The 19,680-nt window shown below is 67.5% G+C and carries 24 protein-coding genes, 1 tRNA gene and 1 pseudogene; 16 read left to right on the top strand and 10 right to left on the bottom strand.

Annotated elements, in window-relative coordinates; translation table 11 throughout:
• The first annotated feature begins 129 nt into the window (after nt 1–129).
• The 12 genes from D9V41_RS14735 (at nt 130) to D9V41_RS17610 (ending at nt 8,616) form a co-directional block, all read left to right on the top strand.
• Complete coding sequence (locus tag D9V41_RS14735) at nt 130–1,014, top strand: phage distal tail protein (protein ID WP_121795339.1); 885 nt, start codon at nt 130–132, stop codon at nt 1,012–1,014.
• Between the two features lie 10 nt (nt 1,015–1,024).
• On the top strand, nt 1,025–1,807 hold the full coding sequence (locus tag D9V41_RS14730; protein ID WP_121795338.1) for a hypothetical protein: 783 nt from the start codon (nt 1,025–1,027) through the stop codon (nt 1,805–1,807).
• Nucleotides 1,808–1,943: 136 nt separating this feature from the next.
• Nucleotides 1,944–3,110, top strand: coding sequence for a hypothetical protein (locus tag D9V41_RS14725; RefSeq protein WP_121795337.1), 1,167 nt, complete (start codon nt 1,944–1,946; stop codon nt 3,108–3,110).
• Nucleotides 3,111–4,031, top strand: coding sequence for a tail fiber domain-containing protein (locus D9V41_RS14720; RefSeq protein WP_121795336.1), 921 nt, complete (start codon nt 3,111–3,113; stop codon nt 4,029–4,031). It begins immediately after the preceding gene.
• A complete protein-coding gene (locus D9V41_RS14715; protein ID WP_121795335.1) occupies nt 4,028–4,462 on the top strand; it encodes a hypothetical protein in 435 nt (144 codons plus the stop codon). The genes D9V41_RS14720 and D9V41_RS14715 overlap by 4 nt, the downstream gene beginning before the upstream one ends.
• Nucleotides 4,463–4,476: 14 nt before the next feature.
• A complete protein-coding gene (locus tag D9V41_RS14710) occupies nt 4,477–4,722 on the top strand; it encodes a hypothetical protein (RefSeq protein WP_121795334.1) in 246 nt (81 codons plus the stop codon).
• A 75-nt stretch (nt 4,723–4,797) separates the two neighbouring features.
• Nucleotides 4,798–4,953, top strand: a complete 156-nt coding sequence (locus D9V41_RS17880; RefSeq protein ID WP_166376061.1) for a hypothetical protein — start codon at nt 4,798–4,800, stop codon at nt 4,951–4,953.
• Entirely contained in the window at nt 4,953–5,942 is a 990-nt protein-coding gene (locus D9V41_RS14705; RefSeq protein WP_121795333.1) for a peptidoglycan recognition protein family protein, read from the top strand. The genes D9V41_RS17880 and D9V41_RS14705 overlap by 1 nt, the downstream gene beginning before the upstream one ends.
• A gap of 2 nt (nt 5,943–5,944) precedes the next feature.
• Nucleotides 5,945–6,295 carry a hypothetical protein gene (locus D9V41_RS14700; RefSeq protein ID WP_121795332.1) on the top strand — a complete coding sequence of 117 codons (351 nt, stop codon included), beginning with the start codon at nt 5,945–5,947 and terminating at the stop codon, nt 6,293–6,295.
• Nucleotides 6,296–6,425: 130 nt separating this feature from the next.
• Nucleotides 6,426–7,199: a M23 family metallopeptidase gene (locus D9V41_RS14695; protein WP_121795331.1), complete on the top strand. Its 774-nt coding sequence runs from the start codon at nt 6,426–6,428 to the stop codon at nt 7,197–7,199.
• A 70-nt stretch (nt 7,200–7,269) separates the two neighbouring features.
• Nucleotides 7,270–7,911: a M23 family metallopeptidase gene (locus D9V41_RS14690; RefSeq protein ID WP_121795330.1), complete on the top strand. Its 642-nt coding sequence runs from the start codon at nt 7,270–7,272 to the stop codon at nt 7,909–7,911.
• Nucleotides 7,912–8,367: 456 nt separating this feature from the next.
• Complete coding sequence (locus D9V41_RS17610) at nt 8,368–8,616, top strand: hypothetical protein (protein ID WP_133434208.1); 249 nt, start codon at nt 8,368–8,370, stop codon at nt 8,614–8,616.
• Between the two features lie 97 nt (nt 8,617–8,713).
• Here D9V41_RS17610 and D9V41_RS14685 read toward each other — a convergent pair whose 3' ends face one another.
• Nucleotides 8,714–8,947, bottom strand: a complete 234-nt coding sequence (locus D9V41_RS14685) for a DUF3263 domain-containing protein (protein WP_243697288.1) — start codon at nt 8,945–8,947, stop codon at nt 8,714–8,716.
• A 514-nt stretch (nt 8,948–9,461) separates the two neighbouring features.
• On the opposite strand from D9V41_RS14685, the gene D9V41_RS14680 reads away from it, so the two are divergent.
• From D9V41_RS14680 to D9V41_RS14670, 3 genes and pseudogenes are all read left to right on the top strand, one after another.
• Nucleotides 9,462–10,202 carry a PIG-L deacetylase family protein gene (locus tag D9V41_RS14680; RefSeq protein ID WP_121795328.1) on the top strand — a complete coding sequence of 247 codons (741 nt, stop codon included), beginning with the start codon at nt 9,462–9,464 and terminating at the stop codon, nt 10,200–10,202.
• A gap of 312 nt (nt 10,203–10,514) precedes the next feature.
• Nucleotides 10,515–11,447 (top strand): annotated as a pseudogene (locus tag D9V41_RS18680) (DUF222 domain-containing protein); the annotation flags it as partial.
• A 61-nt stretch (nt 11,448–11,508) separates the two neighbouring features.
• Nucleotides 11,509–11,703, top strand: a complete 195-nt coding sequence (locus tag D9V41_RS14670; RefSeq protein WP_133434207.1) for an HNH endonuclease signature motif containing protein — start codon at nt 11,509–11,511, stop codon at nt 11,701–11,703.
• A gap of 43 nt (nt 11,704–11,746) precedes the next feature.
• On the opposite strand, the gene D9V41_RS14665 is transcribed toward D9V41_RS14670, so the two are convergent.
• From D9V41_RS14665 to D9V41_RS14630, 8 genes are all read right to left on the bottom strand, one after another.
• Nucleotides 11,747–11,819: transfer RNA gene (locus D9V41_RS14665), tRNA-Asn, on the bottom strand.
• Nucleotides 11,820–11,851: 32 nt separating this feature from the next.
• Nucleotides 11,852–12,424 carry a sigma factor gene (locus D9V41_RS14660; protein ID WP_121795326.1) on the bottom strand — a complete coding sequence of 191 codons (573 nt, stop codon included), beginning with the start codon at nt 12,422–12,424 and terminating at the stop codon, nt 11,852–11,854.
• A gap of 78 nt (nt 12,425–12,502) precedes the next feature.
• Nucleotides 12,503–14,386, bottom strand: a complete 1,884-nt coding sequence (gene dnaG / locus D9V41_RS14655) for a DNA primase (RefSeq protein WP_121795325.1) — start codon at nt 14,384–14,386, stop codon at nt 12,503–12,505.
• A gap of 17 nt (nt 14,387–14,403) precedes the next feature.
• Nucleotides 14,404–15,633 carry a deoxyguanosinetriphosphate triphosphohydrolase gene (locus tag D9V41_RS14650; RefSeq protein WP_121795324.1) on the bottom strand — a complete coding sequence of 410 codons (1,230 nt, stop codon included), beginning with the start codon at nt 15,631–15,633 and terminating at the stop codon, nt 14,404–14,406.
• Nucleotides 15,634–15,651: 18 nt separating this feature from the next.
• Nucleotides 15,652–16,503 (bottom strand): bifunctional DNA-formamidopyrimidine glycosylase/DNA-(apurinic or apyrimidinic site) lyase, encoded by an 852-nt coding sequence (gene mutM, locus D9V41_RS14645; protein ID WP_121795323.1) that lies wholly within the window; start codon nt 16,501–16,503, stop codon nt 15,652–15,654.
• Entirely contained in the window at nt 16,487–17,185 is a 699-nt protein-coding gene (rnc, locus tag D9V41_RS14640; RefSeq protein WP_121795322.1) for a ribonuclease III, read from the bottom strand. Before rnc ends, mutM begins: the two co-directional genes overlap by 17 nt.
• A 9-nt stretch (nt 17,186–17,194) precedes the next feature.
• Nucleotides 17,195–17,380 (bottom strand): 50S ribosomal protein L32, encoded by a 186-nt coding sequence (rpmF, locus tag D9V41_RS14635; protein ID WP_121795321.1) that lies wholly within the window; start codon nt 17,378–17,380, stop codon nt 17,195–17,197.
• Nucleotides 17,381–17,382: 2 nt separating this feature from the next.
• Nucleotides 17,383–17,907 (bottom strand): YceD family protein, encoded by a 525-nt coding sequence (locus D9V41_RS14630; protein WP_121795320.1) that lies wholly within the window; start codon nt 17,905–17,907, stop codon nt 17,383–17,385.
• Nucleotides 17,908–18,040: 133 nt separating this feature from the next.
• Here D9V41_RS14630 and dinB point away from each other — a divergent pair, with 133 nt between their 5' ends.
• Nucleotides 18,041–19,216, top strand: a complete 1,176-nt coding sequence (dinB, locus tag D9V41_RS14625; RefSeq protein ID WP_121795319.1) for a DNA polymerase IV — start codon at nt 18,041–18,043, stop codon at nt 19,214–19,216.
• Here dinB and coaD read toward each other — a convergent pair.
• Entirely contained in the window at nt 19,201–19,680 is a 480-nt protein-coding gene (coaD, locus tag D9V41_RS14620; protein ID WP_121795318.1) for a pantetheine-phosphate adenylyltransferase, read from the bottom strand. The two genes, dinB and coaD, sit on opposite strands and share 16 nt — an antisense overlap.

Genomic DNA, 19,680 nt, shown 5'->3' with positions numbered 1-19,680 from the left:
AGCATCCTCATCTGTCATGGTCATCAGTGTCGTCCTTCAATCAGGAGACGAACCACTTACACAAACCATCTGACACGCCCACGCCGCCGGCAACCGTCTCCTGTTCGGTCTCGAAACGGTGGGGGCACGATGAAAGAACCAGGCCGCCCCACCCGCGTTCTCATCGACGGCTGGGACCTCAACCAGTGGGACGCCGACCGCGGCGTCGCCTGGCGGTTCCGCACCATCAAAGGCTGGCGCCCCGGCACCGCCATGCGCGTCCGCCAGGTCGCCCGCGAGAACGCCCATGGCTCCTACGCCCAACGCGGCTACCGCGACGGCCGCATGATCACCATCCGCGGCGACATCATCGGGCACACCCCCGCCCAAGTCAGCGACGCACTCGACCACCTGTCCGCGCTCCTCGCCGACGGAGGATTCGGCGAGTTCCGCTTCGACGACGCCCGCAGCGACAACAAAACCGCCACGGTGCAGCTGTTCGCGCTCGACGACGGCGAATGGAACAACACCCCCATCTGCTCCTACCAGATGCAGCTGTGGGCACCAGGCCCGTACCGGTACGGCGAAACGTCCACCGCCACCACCAGGTTCCCGTCGATCCCCGACGGCGTCGGCCTCATCTACCCGCTGTACTCGCCCAACGGGGTCCTCGACTACGGCAACACCGCGAACATCTCCGACGGGCTCGCCACAGTCACCAACGCGGGGAACGCGCCGTCGACCCCGGTGTTCGAGGTGACGGGCCCGACACCGGCGTCGGGGTTCGTGATCGTGGACACCGACACCGGCGACTGGGTCCGGTTCCTGTCCGCGGTCCCGCCGGGTGCGGTGTTGCGGATCAACAGCGCCGACGGGTCCGCACTGATCAACGACGTCGCAGACCGGTCCGGTGACCTGCTGGTCGACCGTTGGCCGACCATCGAGCCGGGTGCGACGAAGACGTTCTCATTCCAACCTCTCGCGGAAACCAGCGACGCCCTGTTGTCGGTGTCCGCGACGGCGACCTACTGGTGATGGAGGAAACATGACGCTGCGGACCGGATTGCACGTCGCCCTCAACAGCACGGGCAACGGCACGTCCCCCAGGGGTGGTCGTCTCGCGCAGGGCGGGATGCTCGCCCGCGGCGGCCCCGGCGTGCTGAACGTGCGCACCGGCGTGCTGTTCGACGACGGCACCCCGGTGGTGTCCGGTACGGGCACCTGGCGCCTGTCGATCCGGGCGTTCACGGCGGTGGCGTCGTACACGCTCGCGAACGGGCCGGTCGTGTTCTCCAACGACGGCGCGGTCGGCGATGTCGAAATCGACCCGGCGCCCGGCAGCGGGTCGCGGATCGACATCGTGTGGGCGTTGCAGCCGCTCGTCGCCGCTGACGGTGGCAGCGGTGACAGTGTGCAGCCTGTCTTCGGGGTCGCGTCGTCGGACCCGTCCGGTTCTCCGACCCCGCCGCTGGATCAGCTGCCCGCCGGCGCGGTGGAGCTCAGTCGGGCGATGATCAGCGCGGGCATGACGTCGTCGTCGGATGCGGTGTGGACGACGCCGCAGTGGACGGTCGCGAACGGCGGGGTGATCCCTCTCGGTGAAGGGAAGTACGGCGTGTGGGACGGCGCCGCATGGAAGGTGCTCGCGGAGTACTCGTCCGGTCCGATCACGGCCTCGTCGTGGGCCACTCTGCTCCGCAGCCCCGAGTGGTTCCACGTCGGCGACATGGTGTCTGCGCGCGGCACGATTCGCCGCACCGACATGCCCTGGGCTCCCGGTCACCAGATTCAACTGGGCGCCCTACACCAGTGGCCGATACGCCAATGAGAATCCGCAACGGCGACCGCTACGCGGATATCACTCTCGGAACGAATCTGATCTTGACCGTAGTCGCGGTCACGGCGGGTACGGGCGCTACCGGCAACCTCGACCTCGACACCGTGATCTACCGAGCTGCGACCTGATGTACCGCTGGCTGTTCGGGCACCTACGCACCGGGAAGATCACCCGCACCATCTCGATGGTCGGCGGCCAGTGGACGGTTGTCTACGACGACACCGACACCCTCACCGCCAAGTTCCCCCTCGCCGCCCTCGATGCTCCCCGAGACGTCGCCGAATGGCGGTACGTCGACGCCGACACCGCCCCGGCCCGCCAGTTCGCCGTCTGCGAATGGGTCGCCCCCAGCGGCCGCCTCGAACAGATCGCTGGCGGCCCCATCTGGACTCGAGGCCACTCCGACGACACCGACGAATTCACGATCGGTGCCGGCGGGCTCGAGTCGATCTTCGACCACCGCCTCGTCCTACCCGTCCTCGTCGCGGGAATGCGGCCCGAGTTGCAGGTGGTGGCGTGGCAGTCGGCCGAGCTCGGGCTGATCGCGAAGCGTCTCGTCGAGACGGCAACGGCGATGACCGGCGGGGAGCTGCCGATCGTGCTCCCGTCGGACGCCGAGCTCGGCGGCCCAGGCGCCGCACACGAACGCAACTACCCCGGATACGAGCTGGGCAAGGTCGGCGAGCGGCTGCGACAACTGTCCGAGGTCGAGGACGGCCCCGAGATCCAGTTCGCGCCCAGGCGCCGCGCTGACGACCCGACCTACATCGAGTGGGTGATGCGAATCGGCACCAAGGCCACCAGCATGATGCTCACGCAGACGGGCCGACCTTGGATCCTCGACCAGCGCGTCCCCCGCTCCCCCGTCGTCGCGATCGGCACCGACGAGGCCGCCGGTGGCCTCACCACGCAGGCGTTCGCCGGCGGACAGGGCGAGGGCGAGGGCAAGCCTATCGAGTACGTCACCTCAGACTTCCTCACCAATCTGGGCTACCCGGTACTGCAGTCGGTTGTCGGGGGCACGGACACGGTCTCACAGCGTTCGACGTTGCGTGCGCACGCGGGCGGGTTCCTCGCCCAGCACGACCGCCCGATCCGCACGCACACGGCGAAGGTGGCCGCTGACGCGTTCTGGAAGCTCGCGCCCGGCTACCGGCCCGGCGACTGGTTCCAGGTCCGTCCCCGTGAGGGGCACCGATTCGTTGGAGGTGAGCAGCTGATGCGATCCCTGCAGGCCACCGGTGGTGGTGACACGGTGTCGGTGCAGATGGCTCCCGTGAAGGCGGCGATCTGAGTGGCGGGTGGATTCCCACCGTCGCGACCCGAAGGGGATGCGGCGATCGCGCGGATCGTGCAGGCGCTGCGGCGTGACGTGGACGCTCTCAAGGCGTCCGCGGGCATCCTGTCGGCGGTTATCGGGTCGGGGGGCGTCACCGTCAAGGACGGCGGCGGCATGTCGATCGAGGCCGGCGGTTTCCTGCGGGCCTATCACTCAAACGGCGAGGGCGCGATCTACTTCGGCGCGCTGCTGCCGGAGGACACCTACGAGTCGGGCCTTCTGCTCGCTGACCTCCTGGGCGCCGCGCGGTTCTGGGTGGCGCAGCGTGACGATGGCGTGTTCGAGGTCGTATCCCGCGCCGACAGGACCCGGCTGGTGGGCGGGGAGGTGTTCGTCGGGGACAGCGACACGACCACGCTCACGAGGCTGCGAGGCCAAGAGATCCGCATCAGCACTGGCCACCTGTCGGTGTATGACCTGCCCACCACTTCTGCTGCGGCGAACCTACACCTGGGCACGGTCGGCGGGCAGTGGACGGTCGCCTACATCACCTCGTCGCGCCGGTACAAGCAGGACATCGAGGACCTGGACGTCGATCCGCTCGCCGTGTTGAAGTGGCAGCCGCGGACGTGGCGAGACAAGACCGACGTCGCCGCTGTTGGTGGCGAGGCCAAGCGCCACATCGGCTTCATCGCCGAGGAGGTCGACGAGGCTGGCACTCCCGAGTTCGTCATTCATGACGACGAGGGGCTGGCGGATGGTCTGGCCTACGACCGCATGACGATCGGCCTGCACGCCGTCGATAAGTACCAGCAGAAGCAGATCGAGGACCTGCGCGCCGAGCTCGAAGCGGTCCGCGCCGAGAACGCCCGCAAGGACCGGATCATCGCCGCCTTGTGCGACGCGACCGGTATCGACCCCGAGGAGGTCGCATGACGTCGCTACTCGCCCGCGCATGGCACCGCATCAACGAACCGCGCACCATCAGCGTGCTGTACTTCGTGTCCTACCTGGTCCTGACCGCCGGCGGTGTCACAGCTCTCGTCATCCCACCGACCAGCCTGGAAGGCGAGATCGGCGCGACCGCGATGACCATGCTCGCCTCGCTGCTCGTCTTCGGCGGCAGCATCGGGTCCGTGTCCGCGCTGCCGGGCATTTACTGGCTGGAGCGGTTCGCCGTCGGCGCGATCGCCTCCTCGGCGACGATCTACCTCCTCATCATCGTGACCCTGCATTTCACCTCCACCGGCAACCGGCTCCTGCAGGCGGCCTTCGTGTGCTCGGTGCTGCTGCACCAGGGCGTCCGGTGGATGCGTATCCGTGAGCGGCCATACCGTCCCGAGGCGGCGACAGCGGCCGAAGTCTGAAAGGAGGTCGCACCGTGGAGGGAGGAGACCTCATTCAAGCGGCCGTCCTGATGGTCACCGGCGGCGGGCTCGTCAAGCTCGTCGACTCGCTGCAGGCGTGGCGCAAGGGCCGTCACCAGGAGGAGCAGGACGCCTGGACTCAGCGGGACCGTGAAGCCAAGGCTCGCCGGAAGCTCGAGGAGTACGCCCACATCCTGCGGTCGATGCTGCTGCGCCGCGGCGCGACCAAGGACGAGCTGCCGCCCTGGCCCGAGTACTAGTCCAGTTCACCGCTTTCATCCGCCCCGATCCAGCACATAGCTGTCGGGGCTTCGTCGTTCCTGGAGGTCATTGGCATGCAGACGCGCGAACTCCTCGCCATCGCAAAGGACAAACTCACCGGCGCCGATAAGCGCTGCTGGGACCGTGACCGCGACGGTCGCATGGCCGACTTCGCGGTCGACGAGGACCAACAGATCACGACGGTGCCCTACGAGCCGGGTGACGACTGATGGCCTACCAGCTCGGCATCCCCGACGCGCTGCGACGCTTCGGGGTTCCGGTCGAGGTCGTCCCCGGTTGGGAGCGCCGCGGCCGGGTCAGCCTGGTCCCCGGCGGCGTGACCTGTCACTGGACCGCTGGCCCGCGCGGCGCCCGCGGACGGCCCTCGCTCAACGTCGTCGTCCACGGCCGCCCTAGCCTTTCTGGACCGCTGTGCAACGTGTACTTCGACCGCAACGGCGTCGCGGTGGTCGTCGCCGCCGGCACCGCGAACCATGCCGGCCGCGGCAACTGGCGTGGACTCTTCGGCAACCACCGCGTCTTCGGCATCGAGGCTGAGTCTGCCGGCGACCTCGATGGCTCGGACTGGACCACCGCGCAACGCGAGAACTACCCCAAGGTCGCCGCCGCGCTGCAGTGGCTCACCGGCAACCCCGACCCGCAGATGGTCCACGGCCACAACGAGTGGACCACCGCCAAGATCGACATCCGCGACTGGCCCATGCCCCTCATGCGCCAGCAAGTCGCCGCCCTACTCCAGGGCGGCTCCCCACTTGGAGGTTTCCTGATGGCACTGTCCGACTCCGAGCAGAGCGAGATCCTCGAGATCGTCCGCGACCTGCGCCCCGGCAAGGAAGGCCGCTGGCACGACGGCCCCGGCTTCCGAATGATCCGCGAGGTCCGCAACGCGGTCGCCGACATGCACCCCCGCGTAAACCACCTGCACGAGCAGTACCGCGTCGGCACCCCCGGACGCTGGCACGACGGCGAGACATTCTCGTTCTTCAAGCGCCTCGGCATCCGACTCTCGACCGTGCTTCCCGGCGTCTCTGGTGTCGGGCATCAGGGCGACCACTGGCCCGCGATCAACGCTGCGATCACGAGCCGCGGCACCGGCGACATCGACGTCGCCGCCCTCGCCGAGCTCATCGCAGCCAAGCTCCCCGACGACATCGCCAAGCAGTTCGTCGACGAACTCTCGAACCGACTGGAGGCCTGAACATGGACGCCAAGAATCTCCTGACCCGACTCCCAGATGGCTTCCGTGACGCCTTCTACCTGGCGATTCTGGTCGCGGGCATCGCGCTCGGTTCGATCCAGGTCGCCTACGCCGCGATCCCCGACGCCGGCCAGCCCGGGTGGCTGAACGTCGCCCTCGCCGTCTACGCCTACCTCGGTGGCGTCTTCGGCATCACCGCGTCGCAGAACCTCACGAGCAAGCCGTCTGTCGAGCCCGTCGACGAGGTCGCACTCGCGCACCCGTTCGGAGACTCGGACACCCCGGCCGGCGACGTGCCCGGCGACCCCATCGGCGACGACTTCGCTGCCGGCGAACACCGCCGCGAGGACTGACCATGCCGCGCCCCGGGCCTGGGCCTCGGCGCCGGGCGGAGGTTCCTGAAAAGTCCCTTTGAGTGTCGGTGGATCGGTTGCCAGGGCCACTGTTTCGAACGTATGTTCGAAGTGATCGAAAGGAGTGCACATGGTTAACCCGGTACCCGGGTCCCAGCGGACAGCAAGGTTCCGCCAACAGGGGTCGCACTGGTCGCTTGGCTGGCACACAGGAGAGGACTTCGCCGCACCCGTCGGCACACCGATCCTTTCCTGCACGCCGGGAACAGTAAAGAGGCTCGTCGACAACGACAGGTCCTACGGCAATTACCTCGTCATCGACTGGAACGGCCGAGAGATCTGGTACTGCCACATGCCGGCAGGCGCGCCCCGGCCGGCTCCAGGCACGGCGGTTGCCGCAAACCAGCGAATCGGCTCTGTGGGCGGCACTGGCAACGTCACCGGACCACACCTTCACCTGGAGATGCGCAAGGCGCCGTACGGCTTCAACGCCAACGACATCATCGACCCAAATGAAGCAGTCAACTACAACCCTCAGGAGGACGAATTGACACCCGAACAGGCCGCGCTTCTTCAGAAGCTCAGCGATCGACAGGACCACATGTTCAACATGCTGTCCACCGTCGGCTCCCGCACGTACACGATCGGTCAGATTGGAAACAAGCTGAGCGACCGACAGGACCACATGTTCACCATGCTGTCCACAGTTGGTTCCCGTACCTACGCCACGATGGAGGATGTCCGCGAGCTACTGGCCCGCACTGCTCCTGAGACGAGCGTTGACACCGAGGCGCTGGCGACCGAGATCGTGGGTTCCCTCGATCCGGCCTCCGCTCACGCTGTTGCGACTCGGGTGAGCGAGAAGCTCAACTCGTTCGAGATCGAGGGCCCGGCAAACCAGTAAGGCGTCAGAGGCTCTCGGATGCTGGTATCACCCGAGACCTCACTTGGCGCCGCCAGGAGAGGAGAAACGCATGGTCAACCCCGTTCCCGGCTACGGAATCGGGACGCCGTACGGCCGACGAGGATCGCTGTGGTCACTCGGCTGGCACACCGGCGCTGACTTCCCGGCACCGATGCACACGCACATCGTGTCGTGCACCCCCGGCACGGTGGTGAGTGTCAGCAATGACAGGGCCTACGGCCACTACGTGACGATTCAGTGGGAGGGCTACCGGCTGCTCTACTGCCACATGCCTTCCGGCGCCGCAGTCGTCACCCCGGGCCAGACCGTCAGCGCTGGTCAGCTGATCGGGTCGGTCGGCGATACCGGCAACGTCACAGGACCGCACCTTCATCTGGAGATGCGCAAGTCGCCATACGGCTTCAACGCGAACGACATTGTCAACCCGCAACCCGCAATTGATTACGACCCTCAGGAGGATGACGTGCTTACACCCGCACAGGACGCAGCTTTGAAGGAGCTGCTTGACCGCAACCGCAGCCAGGACCGAGTGCTCGTCGAGATCCGCGACCGAGTGAACGCCGTCTGGCGTGGCACCGAGCGACTCGCTCAGCTCGCACCCGGCCTGACCGGAGTCGCAAACGCCGGCCCGTTCTGGCCCGACGTCAAGGCTGCGATCGAGAAGGTTCTCGGCCGTCCGATCAGTTCCTGAACCTCGGCTAGCGGCGGGGCTCTCGGATGCTGGTATCACCCGAGAGCCCTACCTCACGCCAGGATAGGCCGTTGCACCTTCCCTGACGTGACAATGCGCCCCCGTCGACCATGCGGTCGGCGGGGGCGCTCTCGTGCTTGCGAAGAGCTCCGTCCACCACGACTGATGAGGACACGGCCCAGAGGCTTCCCATTGACAACGATCTCGAACTTGACGCCTCATATCCAATGGCGGTCTCGCTGCCGATCTTCAGCTTCACTTCACGCCGCGCCATCCCGACAATGTGACCCAGTCCCAGCCCCAGTACCCGCGTCCTCGGCTTGGATGAATGCACGACGAGAGGCGCGCGTACTGATCGCTCCGCATGGTGAGCGTCACGCGACAAGGTGCGTCCTCGACTGAGCGAAAACAGTGAAAGCGAAGACGTCTACGTCGAGGGTGTGAGAGCTTCGTTCCATGCCATACGTGCTCAGAGAGCCCATCGCAGCCGTGAAGTACTCCCTTCGCAACAACGAAGCGGAAATCGGAGAACTCGTTAGGAGAAGTGGCCGCCGATCCAGTTGGAGCAATATCACCGGCGCTCTGCGCATCTACAATGACGGTCTCGACCTTGTAGTTCCGGATGGAGATTGGGTTGTTTTTCTTGGGAACTCGGTGCTGGTTCTCCACGAGGAGCAGTTCGCGACGCTATTCACGGAGGCCTGACCTCAAGGCGAGATGACGGCGCACGACCTGCCGCTGCCGCTTCACCAATAGAATGCCACCGATTCACAAGCAACGGGCTGTCCGCGAAGGTGAACCACTATCCCGCTCGCCTCAATCGCCGGCGCTGCTGCTCTACCTTCCGACGCAGCCTATGAACCGTTACCGGGTCGTGCCCTTCGGCCTCAGGGTCATGGAGTGCGCGGACCAGCAACTGCGTGTACCGCGTAGACGAGATCCCAAACTTCTCACGGATCGCTGCCTCACGAGCGCCGGCGTACTGCCAGGTCGGGTGCTTGCGCTCGAAGTCGAGGATCGCAGTGAGGGTGGGCATGCCAACCAGGCTGCCAGGCGCCACCGACATGGAGCAGAACGTGGAGCAACGAGTCATATCGACACCTATCACGGCTCGTCGCGACCACACTCGATAAGCCCTCAAACGGCAGTCAGAACACAGCGCCAGGCACCGGCGCCCAGCGCACCACATTCAGGCCCGGAGCAGATTATGAGTCCTCTGCTCTAACCGGCTGAGCTAACTCCCCATCAGCGGCGCGTCGGAGGCGCCGTGGCTCCTCAGTATGGCGAAGTCGGCCGGGACCGACCTCACTGCCCCGACGAGAAGCCGGGATTCACCGAAGATTCAGCCGCTCGACGTGCGGATGTCGCGCATCGGGTCCAGACTCGACAGTGAACGGCTCGCACACTCCAGACACGCTCGGGAGTCGGGGTCCTTCCAACCTCGGGACCCCAACGACGTTCCTCGGCCGCCTGGTCGCGCATTCCTCCCGCGCCCAGGCGGCCGAAGCACGTTCCCGCACCCGACGCCTCTCAGCACCTAGCCTGGGAACATGACGGACGACGCACTCCTGCCCCTCACCGAAGACTGGGACCGCGCGCTGGTCGTGGTCGCTCATCCCGACGACGTGGAGTTCGGCGCTGCCGCGGCAGTGGCGCGCTGGACGCGCCAAGGCAAGACCGTCGTGTACTGCATGGTCACCAGCGGTGAAGCGGGCATCGACGGCCTCTCCCCCGAGGAGTGCGCGCCGGTGCGCGAGGCCGAGGAACGCGAATCCGCTGCCATAGTGGGTGTCGAGACGGTCGAGTTCCTCGGATTCCCCGATGGTGTCATCGAGTTCGGTGTTCCGCTGCGCGCTGCCATTGCCGAGCAGATCCGGCGACACCGCCCCGACATCGTGATCACCGGCAACTTCCGCGACACCTGGGGCGGGCGCTCCCCCAATCAGGCTGACCACATCGCCGTCGGCCGCGCGGCACTCCACGCCAGCCAGGACGCAGGTAACCGCTGGATCTTCCGCGAGCAGCTCACCGACGGACTCGAGCCGTGGGGCGGCGTGCGTGAGGTCTGGGCAGCCGGCTCGCCGCAATCCACCCACGCCGTCGACACCACCGACACCTTCGACGCGGGTGTCGCCTCGTTGCTCGCACACCGCGCCTACATCGAGGGACTCGGCTGGGAGCACTTCGATCCGGCGGAGTTCCTCGAAGGCATGTCCCGTCCCACCGGCCGGCGCCTCGGAGTCACCCACGCCGCAGCGTTCGAAGTCTTCTCCATGAGCTTCGGCGAGTGACAGCGGACCTGGGGTAGGTGGTCGAGTAGCGGCGCCCTTCGATACGCCGCTCGTTCCTCGCGGCTACTCAGGAACCGGGACGAGCCGCACCCCGTAGGTGGTCGAGTAGCGGCGAGCTCTGCGAGCCGCGTATCGAGACCACATCTCACGTGACGCGTGGTCTCGATACGGCCCTCGTTCCTCGGGCCTACTCGACCACCTATACACCAGTAGGTGGTCGAGTAGCGGCGAGGAACGAGCCGTGTATCGAGACCACGTGGGGGTTGTGAACAAGGTCTCGGAAGTGTCGGTGGCCTTCTCTAGGTTGGGAACATGATCGAGAGCAGCTCTGACGTCCGGGTCGGTTTCCTGGCCGACTTGCGGCGCGCGAACGCTCTCGCGGAGTACCGCCGCTGGTCGGGCATGCTGGAATACCTCGACGCCGAAACTGCTCGGATTGAGCGGGAACTCGAACCACGGGCACGGGAGCTTGAGGCCGCGGCGGTGCGGTCGGTGATCGCGCAGGCGAACGGCTGGTCCGAGCACCAGGTTGCGAGCCGCATCCACGAGGCGCAGACCGCTCGGGATGATTTGCCGACGGTATGGAAGGCGTTCGGCGAGGGTGAGATCGACGCGGCCCGGGTCGCGGCCATCGCGGCTGGCGCATGGAAGCTCACCCGGGAGCGCTCGATCGAGAAGCTCGACGAACGCTCCGTCGCGTACGCGGCTACCCACACGGTGGGCGAGCTGCGGCAGTGGGTCAAGCGGTTCATCGCCCGCCACGAACCCGACGAGACCGAGAAACGCTACGAAGAGATCGTCGCTGAACGAAACGTGACGATCCATCACGACGAGGACGGCACTTGGAGCCTGTATGCCGAGAACCTGCCGTCGTATGTGTTGGCGGGGATCGATCAGCGGCTCGACCACGCTGCCAAGGCCGTGACTGAGGATGACCGGACCCTGCAGCAGCGGCGGGCGGACTTCTTCGTCGACGCGCTTGACCACATCGACCCCGACAACGAACCCGCGCGGACGCCCAACATGGCGATCGGTGTCATGGTCCCGGCGTCGACGCTCGCGGGCGTGGATGATCAGCCAGCGATCAGCGCCGACCGCGACTGGATCCTTCCCGCCAACGCGGTCCGTGACCTCGCCTTGAGTGGGAACCCGTTCTGGTACCGACTCCTCGTCGACGACCAGGACGACGTTTTGAGCATCACCTACCAGGGACGGTACCCACCAGATCATCTACGGAACGCGATCCGGTTCAGAGACGGCACCTGCCGATACCCCGGCATGGAGCCATCGCATAAGGGGCATAGCCGTGATGGAGAGGAAGAAGGCCGCCAACTGCGACCTCGACCACCGACAACCCCTACCCGACGGACCCACCAGCGGGGAGAATCTGTGGGCCTTGTGCAGGCATCACCACAAGCTCAAGACCTTCGACCACGCCCAACCCATCGAGCACGACGACGGCTGGGCCTGGCGTATCGGAAGCACCACCCTCACCGAGTGAGAGCTAGCGGAAACGACAAAGGGCCGCGTTTCCGCGGCTGGTGCTCCCCCGGTTGGACTCGAACCAACAACCCTCCGGTTAACAGCCGAATGCTCTGCCAATTGAGCTACAGGGGATGGGCTCCTCAGGAGGAGCACGGTCTATGACTTTAGCAACCTCGCCCTGACAATGCGACACCGGGTGGGGCCCACTGTCGACGAAGCCGATTCAAGGCGTGTTCCTCTCGAGTCCGCACTTGCGCCTCCGTCAGGTTGAGAAGTACGGCCACCTCGCGCCGGCTTCGCGGAGTCGGGTCAGGACCCAACCCGAAGCGGCTGCGGAGCAGCTGAGCATCCCCATCATGCAAGCCGTCGAGGAGATCGTCGGAAGTCACGTCCACGGAAACGTCATCGCGCTCATGCGCGGCGACCGGTGGACGCGGACGGCGCACCATCGCTCCGTCGATGGCCGGCCACGCGAAGGTGGCGAGGCGAACGTCTCGTTCGGGGTCGAATCGGTCCACCGCGCCGATCAGCGCCACGATGCCGTCCTGGACCGCGTCGTCGAACTCGGCACCGGCCCTTCCCCGGCGCAATGCGTGCAGTACGACCCAGCGCAGGCCCGCACGGATCAGGCGTTCGCGCGCCTCCCGATCACCGGCGGCCGCACGCCGCGCGAGTCGCTGTTCAGTCGAACGGTCGAGTTCGGGATGCGCGAGGGCTCGGCGAGCGAAGGGCGACATGACCCCACCGTGACCGACCTCGACCGCGGCCGGGAGACCATCGCCGGGCGCTGTGGACGCCGTGAACCGTCCACAACGTCAGAGCTGTTCCATCGCCCCGATCACCCGTTCGCGGAAGTCACGGCGCTGCTGCTCCAACGCCACGAGTTCGCCGAACATCCGGTTGTAGGTCTCGGCCTGTTCGACCGGATTGGTGCGCTGCAGGCGCGATTTGACCTCGACGATCCGCCGAGCCACCGTCAGCTCCTGGAGCCGTGCCAGCACCGCCGCCACGACCGCCTGAGTCGACCGTTCCGAGGAGTGCAACGGTTCCACGGCCGCGACACCGAGGACGCGGCGGAGCGCATCGTCGGTCACCGAATCCGACAGTCCCGGCAGCCAGCTCGGGTCCGGAGCGTCGGGAAGCCCGCGCTGTTCGATGCGACGCCAGAGTTCCTGAGCGATGGGGTGCGTGAAGTCGTTCTCGCCGATGTCGTCGGCCAGTGGCTTGGCGAGGTGCGGGAACTGCACGATCGCCTTGAGCGCCTCGCGTTCATCGGCGAACTGAGGAGCGCCGAAGCTCGGGCCGGATGCCGCCGCGGAGGGTGCGGGAGCGGGCGGAGCTCCCGCGTTCGACGCCGACGCCCGGGCCGCCCCCTGCGCCGCTTTGAACTCCTGCCGCACCTGATCGACGTCCGCACCCACTCGACTGGCGATCTCGCGCAGGAATTCGTCGACCTTGGACTTGTCGCGGATCGCGCGGGCCAGACGCACCGCCTCGCGGATGGCGTCGACGCGCTGATCGCCGCGGTCGAGGTCGTACCGCGTGAGCGTGTTGTCCAGGACGAACCGATACAGCGGGACGCGGGAGGCGACGAGCTCGCGGACCGCCGCGTCGCCGTCGGCCATGCGCAGATCACACGGGTCCATGCCCCGCGGTTCGACCGCCACGTAGGTCTGTCCGGCGAACTGCTCGTCGCCGGCGAACGCCTTCATCGCGGCTCGCTGCCCGGCCTCGTCGCCGTCGAAGGTGAAGATGACCTCGCCATGGAAGGCGTCGTGGTCGAGGAGGATGCGGCGCAGGACCCGTGCGTGATCCTCGCCGAAGGCGGTGCCGCAGGTCGCGACCGCGGTGGTCACCCCGGCCTGATGGCAGGCCATGACGTCGGTGTAGCCCTCGACGATGACGGCCTGGCTTCTCGAGGAGATGGCGCGCCGGGCGAGGTCGATGCCGTAGAGCACGTGGCTCTTCTTGTAGATCGGCGTCTCGGAGGTGTTGAGGTACTTGGCCTCGATGCGGTCGTCTTCGAGCATGCGGCGGGCGCCGAAACCAATGACCTCGCCGCTGATCTCCTTGATCGGCCAGAGCAGCCGGCCACGGAACTTGTCGTAGAGGCCGCGCTGACCGCGCGCCGCGAGTCCGCCGACGATGAGGTCCTCGTCGCTGAAGCCCTTGGACTTGAGGTGGGCGACGAGGGCTTCCCCGCCGCGCGGTGCCCACCCCATCGAGAACATCTCCGCGGCGGCGCGGTCGAACCCTCGGTCGGTGACGAACTGACGACCCGGCTGCGCCTCGGGCGCCACCATGAGCGCCTCGTGATAGAACTCCGCGGCGAGGCGATGCGCTTCGAGCAGGCGCTGGCGCTGCCCGGGGTCGCGGCGCGGCCCGACCGGCGCGCCCTCGTCGTAGCGCAACTGGATGCCGTACTTGCCAGCGAGCCGTTCGACCGCCTCGGCGAAGCCGAGCCCCTCGATCTCCATGAGGAACTTGATCGAGTCACCGCCCGCCCCGCAGCCGAAGCAGTGGTAGAAGCCCTGGGCAGGCCGGACGTTGAACGACGGCGTCTTCTCGTCATGGAACGGGCACAGGCCCTTGCGGGCGCCGCCACCGGCGTTGCGCAGCGTCACGTACTGTTCGACGACCTCGTCGATCCGGACGCGCTCGCGGACGAGTTGGATGTCCTCGTCCTTGATGCGTGCCATGCCTGCATCCTATGACGTCACAGAAGCAGCCTGTTGGCCCAACTCACAGCGGACAGATCCGTCAGGCTCGCCACCTGGTCGATGATGACGCGGTGCCGCGCGGAGTCATCATCGGCCGCCGCGAAGTCCTGCGCGAAGTCGGGGTCGAGATGCTCGTCGCCGGTCTTCACGAGCAGCTCGACTAATGAGGTGAGCAGTTCCCGCTGTTCGGTGAGTGAGGCGGTGCGGTCCTCGCTGCGCATCATGTGGTGCGCAGCGATGGCCTTGAGCACGAGGATCTCGTCGATGGTCTCCGGCGGAACCTCGAGGTTCGCCTCGTAGCGCACGAGCGGTCCGATCCCCCAGGCGTCGACCGTGGCCCGCTGGGCGGCGACGGCGAAGCGCCCGATGAGGGCGCTGGTGAGGCTCTTGAGCACCGCCCGCGCCGCCCTGCTTCGATCGAAGCACCGCTGGGGCCACTCCGGCATACGGCGCAGCCGCTCTAGGGCCGCCGCAAGCCGATCGTCGTTCGCCGACGGGTCGTACCACTCGCGGGCGATCGCGTGGACCGCCGACAACTCCAGTTCGCCGACGAGATCGAACCATCCGCCGACCACCCCGTCCTCGACGTCGTGGACGGAGTAGGCGATGTCGTCCGACAAGTCCATGACCTGCGCCTCGATGGGCCGGCGGAACGTGCCGGGGGCGTCGGACCGCAACCAGGTGAAGATCTCGAGGTCATCGGGGTAGACGCCGAACTTGGCGCCGCCGCTCGGTGCCTCACTCCGGGTCCACGGGTACTTCACGCACGCGCCGAGCGTGGCGCGGGTGAGGTTGAGGCCCACGCTGCGACCGTCGGAGGCGAACGTCTTGGCCTCGAGCCGGGTCAGCAGCCGGAGCGTCTGCGCGTTGCCTTCGAAGCCTCCGATGTGCTCCGCGGCGGCGTCCAGAGCCGACTCCCCGTTGTGCCCGAACGGCGGGTGGCCGAGATCGTGCGCGAGCGCGGCGGAGTCGACGATGTCAGGATCGCACCCCAGCGCCTTGCCCAATTCGCGGGCGACCTGCGCGACTTCGAGCGAGTGGGTGAGCCGATTGCGGACGAAGTCGTCGACACCGGCGCCCAGCACCTGCGTCTTGGCCGAGAGCCGGCGCAGTGCCGAGGAGTGCACGATGCGGGCGCGATCGCGTTCGAACGGCGTACGTCCGGGCCGCTTCGGCGACTCGTCGACGTAGCGCGCCCGCGCCTCGACCCCGTACAGCTCGCTCATCGCGGCGAGCCTACCGCGTTACCAGCGGCCGTTGCGGGGGCGCGGCTGGCAGCGCGGGCACCAGTAGCTGGAGCGGTTCATGAAGGCGTCACGGCGGATGGGAGTGGCGCAACGGTCGCAGGGCTCGCCCTCGCGGCCATAGGCGTGCAGGGACCGGTCGAAGTAGCCGGACTGACCGTTGACGTTGACGTACAGCGCGTCGAAGGAGGTCCCGCCCTCGGCGAGCGCGTCGGTCATCACGTCGCGCAGATGTCCGAGCAGGCCCTCGATCTCGCGGTTCCGCAGATGCCGTGTGTTGCGGGCGTAGTGCAGGGGTGTGCGCCAGAGCGCTTCATCGGCGTAGATGTTGCCGACGCCGGAGATCAGCGTCTGGTCGAGGATGGCCCGTTTGACGCCGGTCTCACGGCGCCGAAGACGGCGGGCGAACTCCGCTGCGTCGAAGAGCGGGTCGAGCGGGTCGCGGGCGATGTGCTCGATCTCCGCGGGCAGCTCGGCGCCCCCTTCGCTGACGGACAGGCCGCCGAAGATGCGCTGATCGACGAAGCGCAGTTCGGCGCCGTCGTCGAGTCGGAGGCGCACCCGCAGGTGACGTGGGTCAGGGATCGAGGCGTCGCTGACCAGCAACTGACCGCTCATGCCGAGGTGGCCGAGGATGGCGTCATCGTCGTCGAGCGGGAGCCAGAGGTACTTGCCGCGGCGCTCGGCGGACACGATGCGCCGGCCGCGCAAGCGGGCGATGAAATCTGTGGGCCCGGGACCGTGCCGGCGGACCGAACGAGGGTCGAGGATCTCGACCTCGGCGACGCCTCGCCCGACGACGTGCTCCGCCAGCCCGCGGCGGACGACCTCGACTTCAGGGAGTTCGGGCATCCGCCAGCTCGGCGTTGATCGCCCGCCAGGCGACCTCGGCGACCATCTGCTCGGCTTCCTTCTTGGAGCGACCCTCGCCGCCCTCGAAGATGCGGTCGCCCACGACGACACGCGCCGTGAACTTCTTGTCGTGGTCGGGCCCGGTGCCTTCGAGCTGGTACTCGGGCACGCCGAACCCGTTGCTGGCGGAGATCTCTTGCAACGACGTCTTCCAGTCGAGCCCGGCGCCCAGCGAGGCCGCAGCCGCGATCACCGGATCGAAGATGGCGTGGATGACCTCGCGGGTCCGCTCGATGCCGAACTGCAGGAAGATGGCGCCGATGACGGCCTCCATCGTGTCCGAGAGGATCGAGGCCTTGTCGCGGCCACCTGTGGTCTCCTCGCCACGGCCCAGCAGCAGGTGATCGCCGAGCCCGAGGGTGCGCGCGACCTCCGCAAGCGCCTTGGCGCTCACGACTGCTGCGCGCAGTTTGGCGAGCTGACCCTCCGGAAGCTCGGGGTGCTCCCGGAAGATCGACTCGGTGACGACAAGCCCCAACACCGAGTCGCCCAGGAACTCCAGGCGCTCGTTGTTGGGGACGTGTCCGTTCTCGTACGAGTACGAGCGATGTGTCAGGGCATGCTGCAGGAGCTCGGGGTCGAGATCGGGCACCCCGAGGACGTCGCGCAGCTCGTCAGCCACGAAGACGGGTCAGAGAACCTGACGCCGCTCGCCCCGCGCGCCGTACTGGCCGCACTCGGCGCACGCGCGGTGCGGCACGACCTTGGCGTTGCAGGCGGGGTTGGCGCAGTCGACGGTCTGAACCGCGGTGGCCTTCCAGGCCGAACGACGGTGACGCGTGTTGCTGCGCGACATCTTCCGCTTGGGAACTGCCACGATTACTCCTCGTTGTGCTCGGTCAGATGGGTCAGCGCCGCCCACCGGGGGTCGATCGCCTCACCGTGTGTGTGGTCTGGGTCATCCGCGAGCCGCGCCCCGCATTCAGGGCACAGTCCCGGACAGTCCGGATCACACAACGGGTTCTGCGGCAGTGCGAGCACTACCGCGTCCCGCAGGACGGGCTCGAGGTCGAGCAAGTCTCCCTCGAGGGCCAACTCGTCCTCCCCCGGATCGTCGTAGACGTACAGCTCCTGGAAGTCGACGTCGAGATCGTCCTCGACACGCTCCAGGCACCGCACGCATTCGCCGACCACGTGGGCGGACGCCGTACCGGTGGCCAGGACGCCGTCCATCACTGCTTCGAGCCGAAGCTCGAGTTCGATGGGCGACCCTTCCGGGACACCGAGCACGTCGAGGCCGAGATCCGCAGGTGCGTCCAAGGTACGGGCGTACGTCTTCTCGGTTCCGGGGCGACGCCCCAGCACCTGAGTGTCGAACACCAGGTCACCCGAAGACACGAACATTCCTTCGTCGTCAGCACAGCAGATCACGACCTGCGAACAGGCCGACGTCCATCGTAACCCGCGGCACCACACCAGCACCAATCGGCCCGGCAGGCCCGATCGCCATGTCAGTGGACCCGGCGACGATGGTGACATGAGCACGGACGGGAGCGACGAAGGCATCCTCCACGCCGACCTCGACGCCTTCTATGCCTCGGTCGAGCAGCGCGACGAGCCGAGTCTGCGCGGGCGGCCGGTCATCGTCGGCGGCGGCGTCGTCCTCGCCGCAAGCTACGAGGCCAAAGCGCAGGGCGTGCGCACGGCGATGCCTGGGCGGCAGGCTCGCCGGTTATGTCCCGACGCCGTCGTTCGGTCACCGCGGTTCGAGGCGTATACGGCGGCCAGCCGGGCGGTGTTCGCGATCTTTCGCGACATCACACCGGTCGTCGAGCCGCTCTCGATCGACGAGGCGTTCCTCGATGTCAGCGGCTTACGGCGTTCGCAGGGGCCCGCGCTGCCCATCGCGGCGGCGCTGCGCGAACGCGTGCGGGTCGAGGTCGGGCTCCCCATCTCCGTGGGCGTCGCGCGTACCACGTACCTCGCCAAGGTCGCGAGCGCCCTGTCCAAGCCCGACGGCCTGCTGCTCGTTCCTCGCGAGTCCGAACTGACGTTCTTGCACGCCCTGCCGGTGGAGCGGCTCTGGGGCGTCGGCGACGTCACCGCCCGAAGTCTGCATCAGGCGCACATCCGCACGGTCGCGGACGTCGGCCGCACCGACGAGGTCGACCTTGCCGCCGTGATCGGCCCTGCCGCCGCGCGCCAGCTGAGTGCGCTGGCGCACGGCCGCGACCCCCGACGGGTCGATCCGGGGGCGCGGCGCCGCTCGATCGGCGCCCAGCACGCCCTCGGGCCGGCGGTGCGGTCAGAGCGTGAGATCGAGACGGTCGTGCTCGGACTGGTCGACACGGTAAGCCGACGCCTGCGCGCCGCCGGTCTCACGGCACGCACCGTCACGCTGCGCTGGCGCTTCGGCGACTACCGCCGCGCCACCTCCTCGCGGACGCTTCGCGTTCCTACTCAGGACACCGGCGAGATCGCTCGACTCGCGACGAGGCTCCTCGGCGAGCGGGAGCGCGAGATTCGGCGCGAGGGACTGACCTTGGTCGGCGTCGCCCTGAGCGGGCTCGACGATCACGGAGCTCAGCTGGCGCTTCCCCTCGACGGCCGATCCGACCCGCGTCTGGACGACGCGCTCGACGCCGTGCGTGAGCGGTTCGGGAGCCGCGCGGTGCGCCGCGCGGTGCGCCGCGCGGTTCACGTGCGCGAGTAGGCCTCCTGCAGGGCCTTGAGCACATGCGGAGGCACCAGCGATGTCACGTCCCCGCCGTGCTTGGCCACCTCTTTGACGAGGCTCGACGCGAGATACGCGAACTCCGGGCCGGTCGGAATGAAGACCGTCTCGATCCCGGTGAGACTGCCGTTCATCTGGGCCATTTGCAGCTCGTAGTCGAAGTCGGAGACGGCGCGCAGCCCCTTGACGATCGCCTGGACGTCGTGGTCGCGGCAATAGTCGACGAGCAGTCCGCGGAAGGCGTCGACGCTGACGTTGTCGAGATCGGCAACCGCCTCGCGCAACAGATCCATGCGCTGCTCGATCGAGAACAAGCCCTTCTTGGACTCGTTGATGAGCACCGTCACGACGACCTCGTCGAACAGGTGCGCCGCCCGCCGGAAGATGTCGACGTGACCGTTGGTCACGGGGTCGAACGAGCCGGGGCAGACCACCTTCGTCAT

Origin of the sequence: Aeromicrobium phragmitis, assembly GCF_003674095.1 — a bacterium.
Taxonomy (GTDB): Bacteria; Actinomycetota; Actinomycetes; order Propionibacteriales; family Nocardioidaceae; genus Aeromicrobium; species Aeromicrobium phragmitis.
The sequence above is the reverse complement of the archived record's forward strand: the minus strand, read 5'-3'. Positions and strand labels throughout refer to the sequence as shown.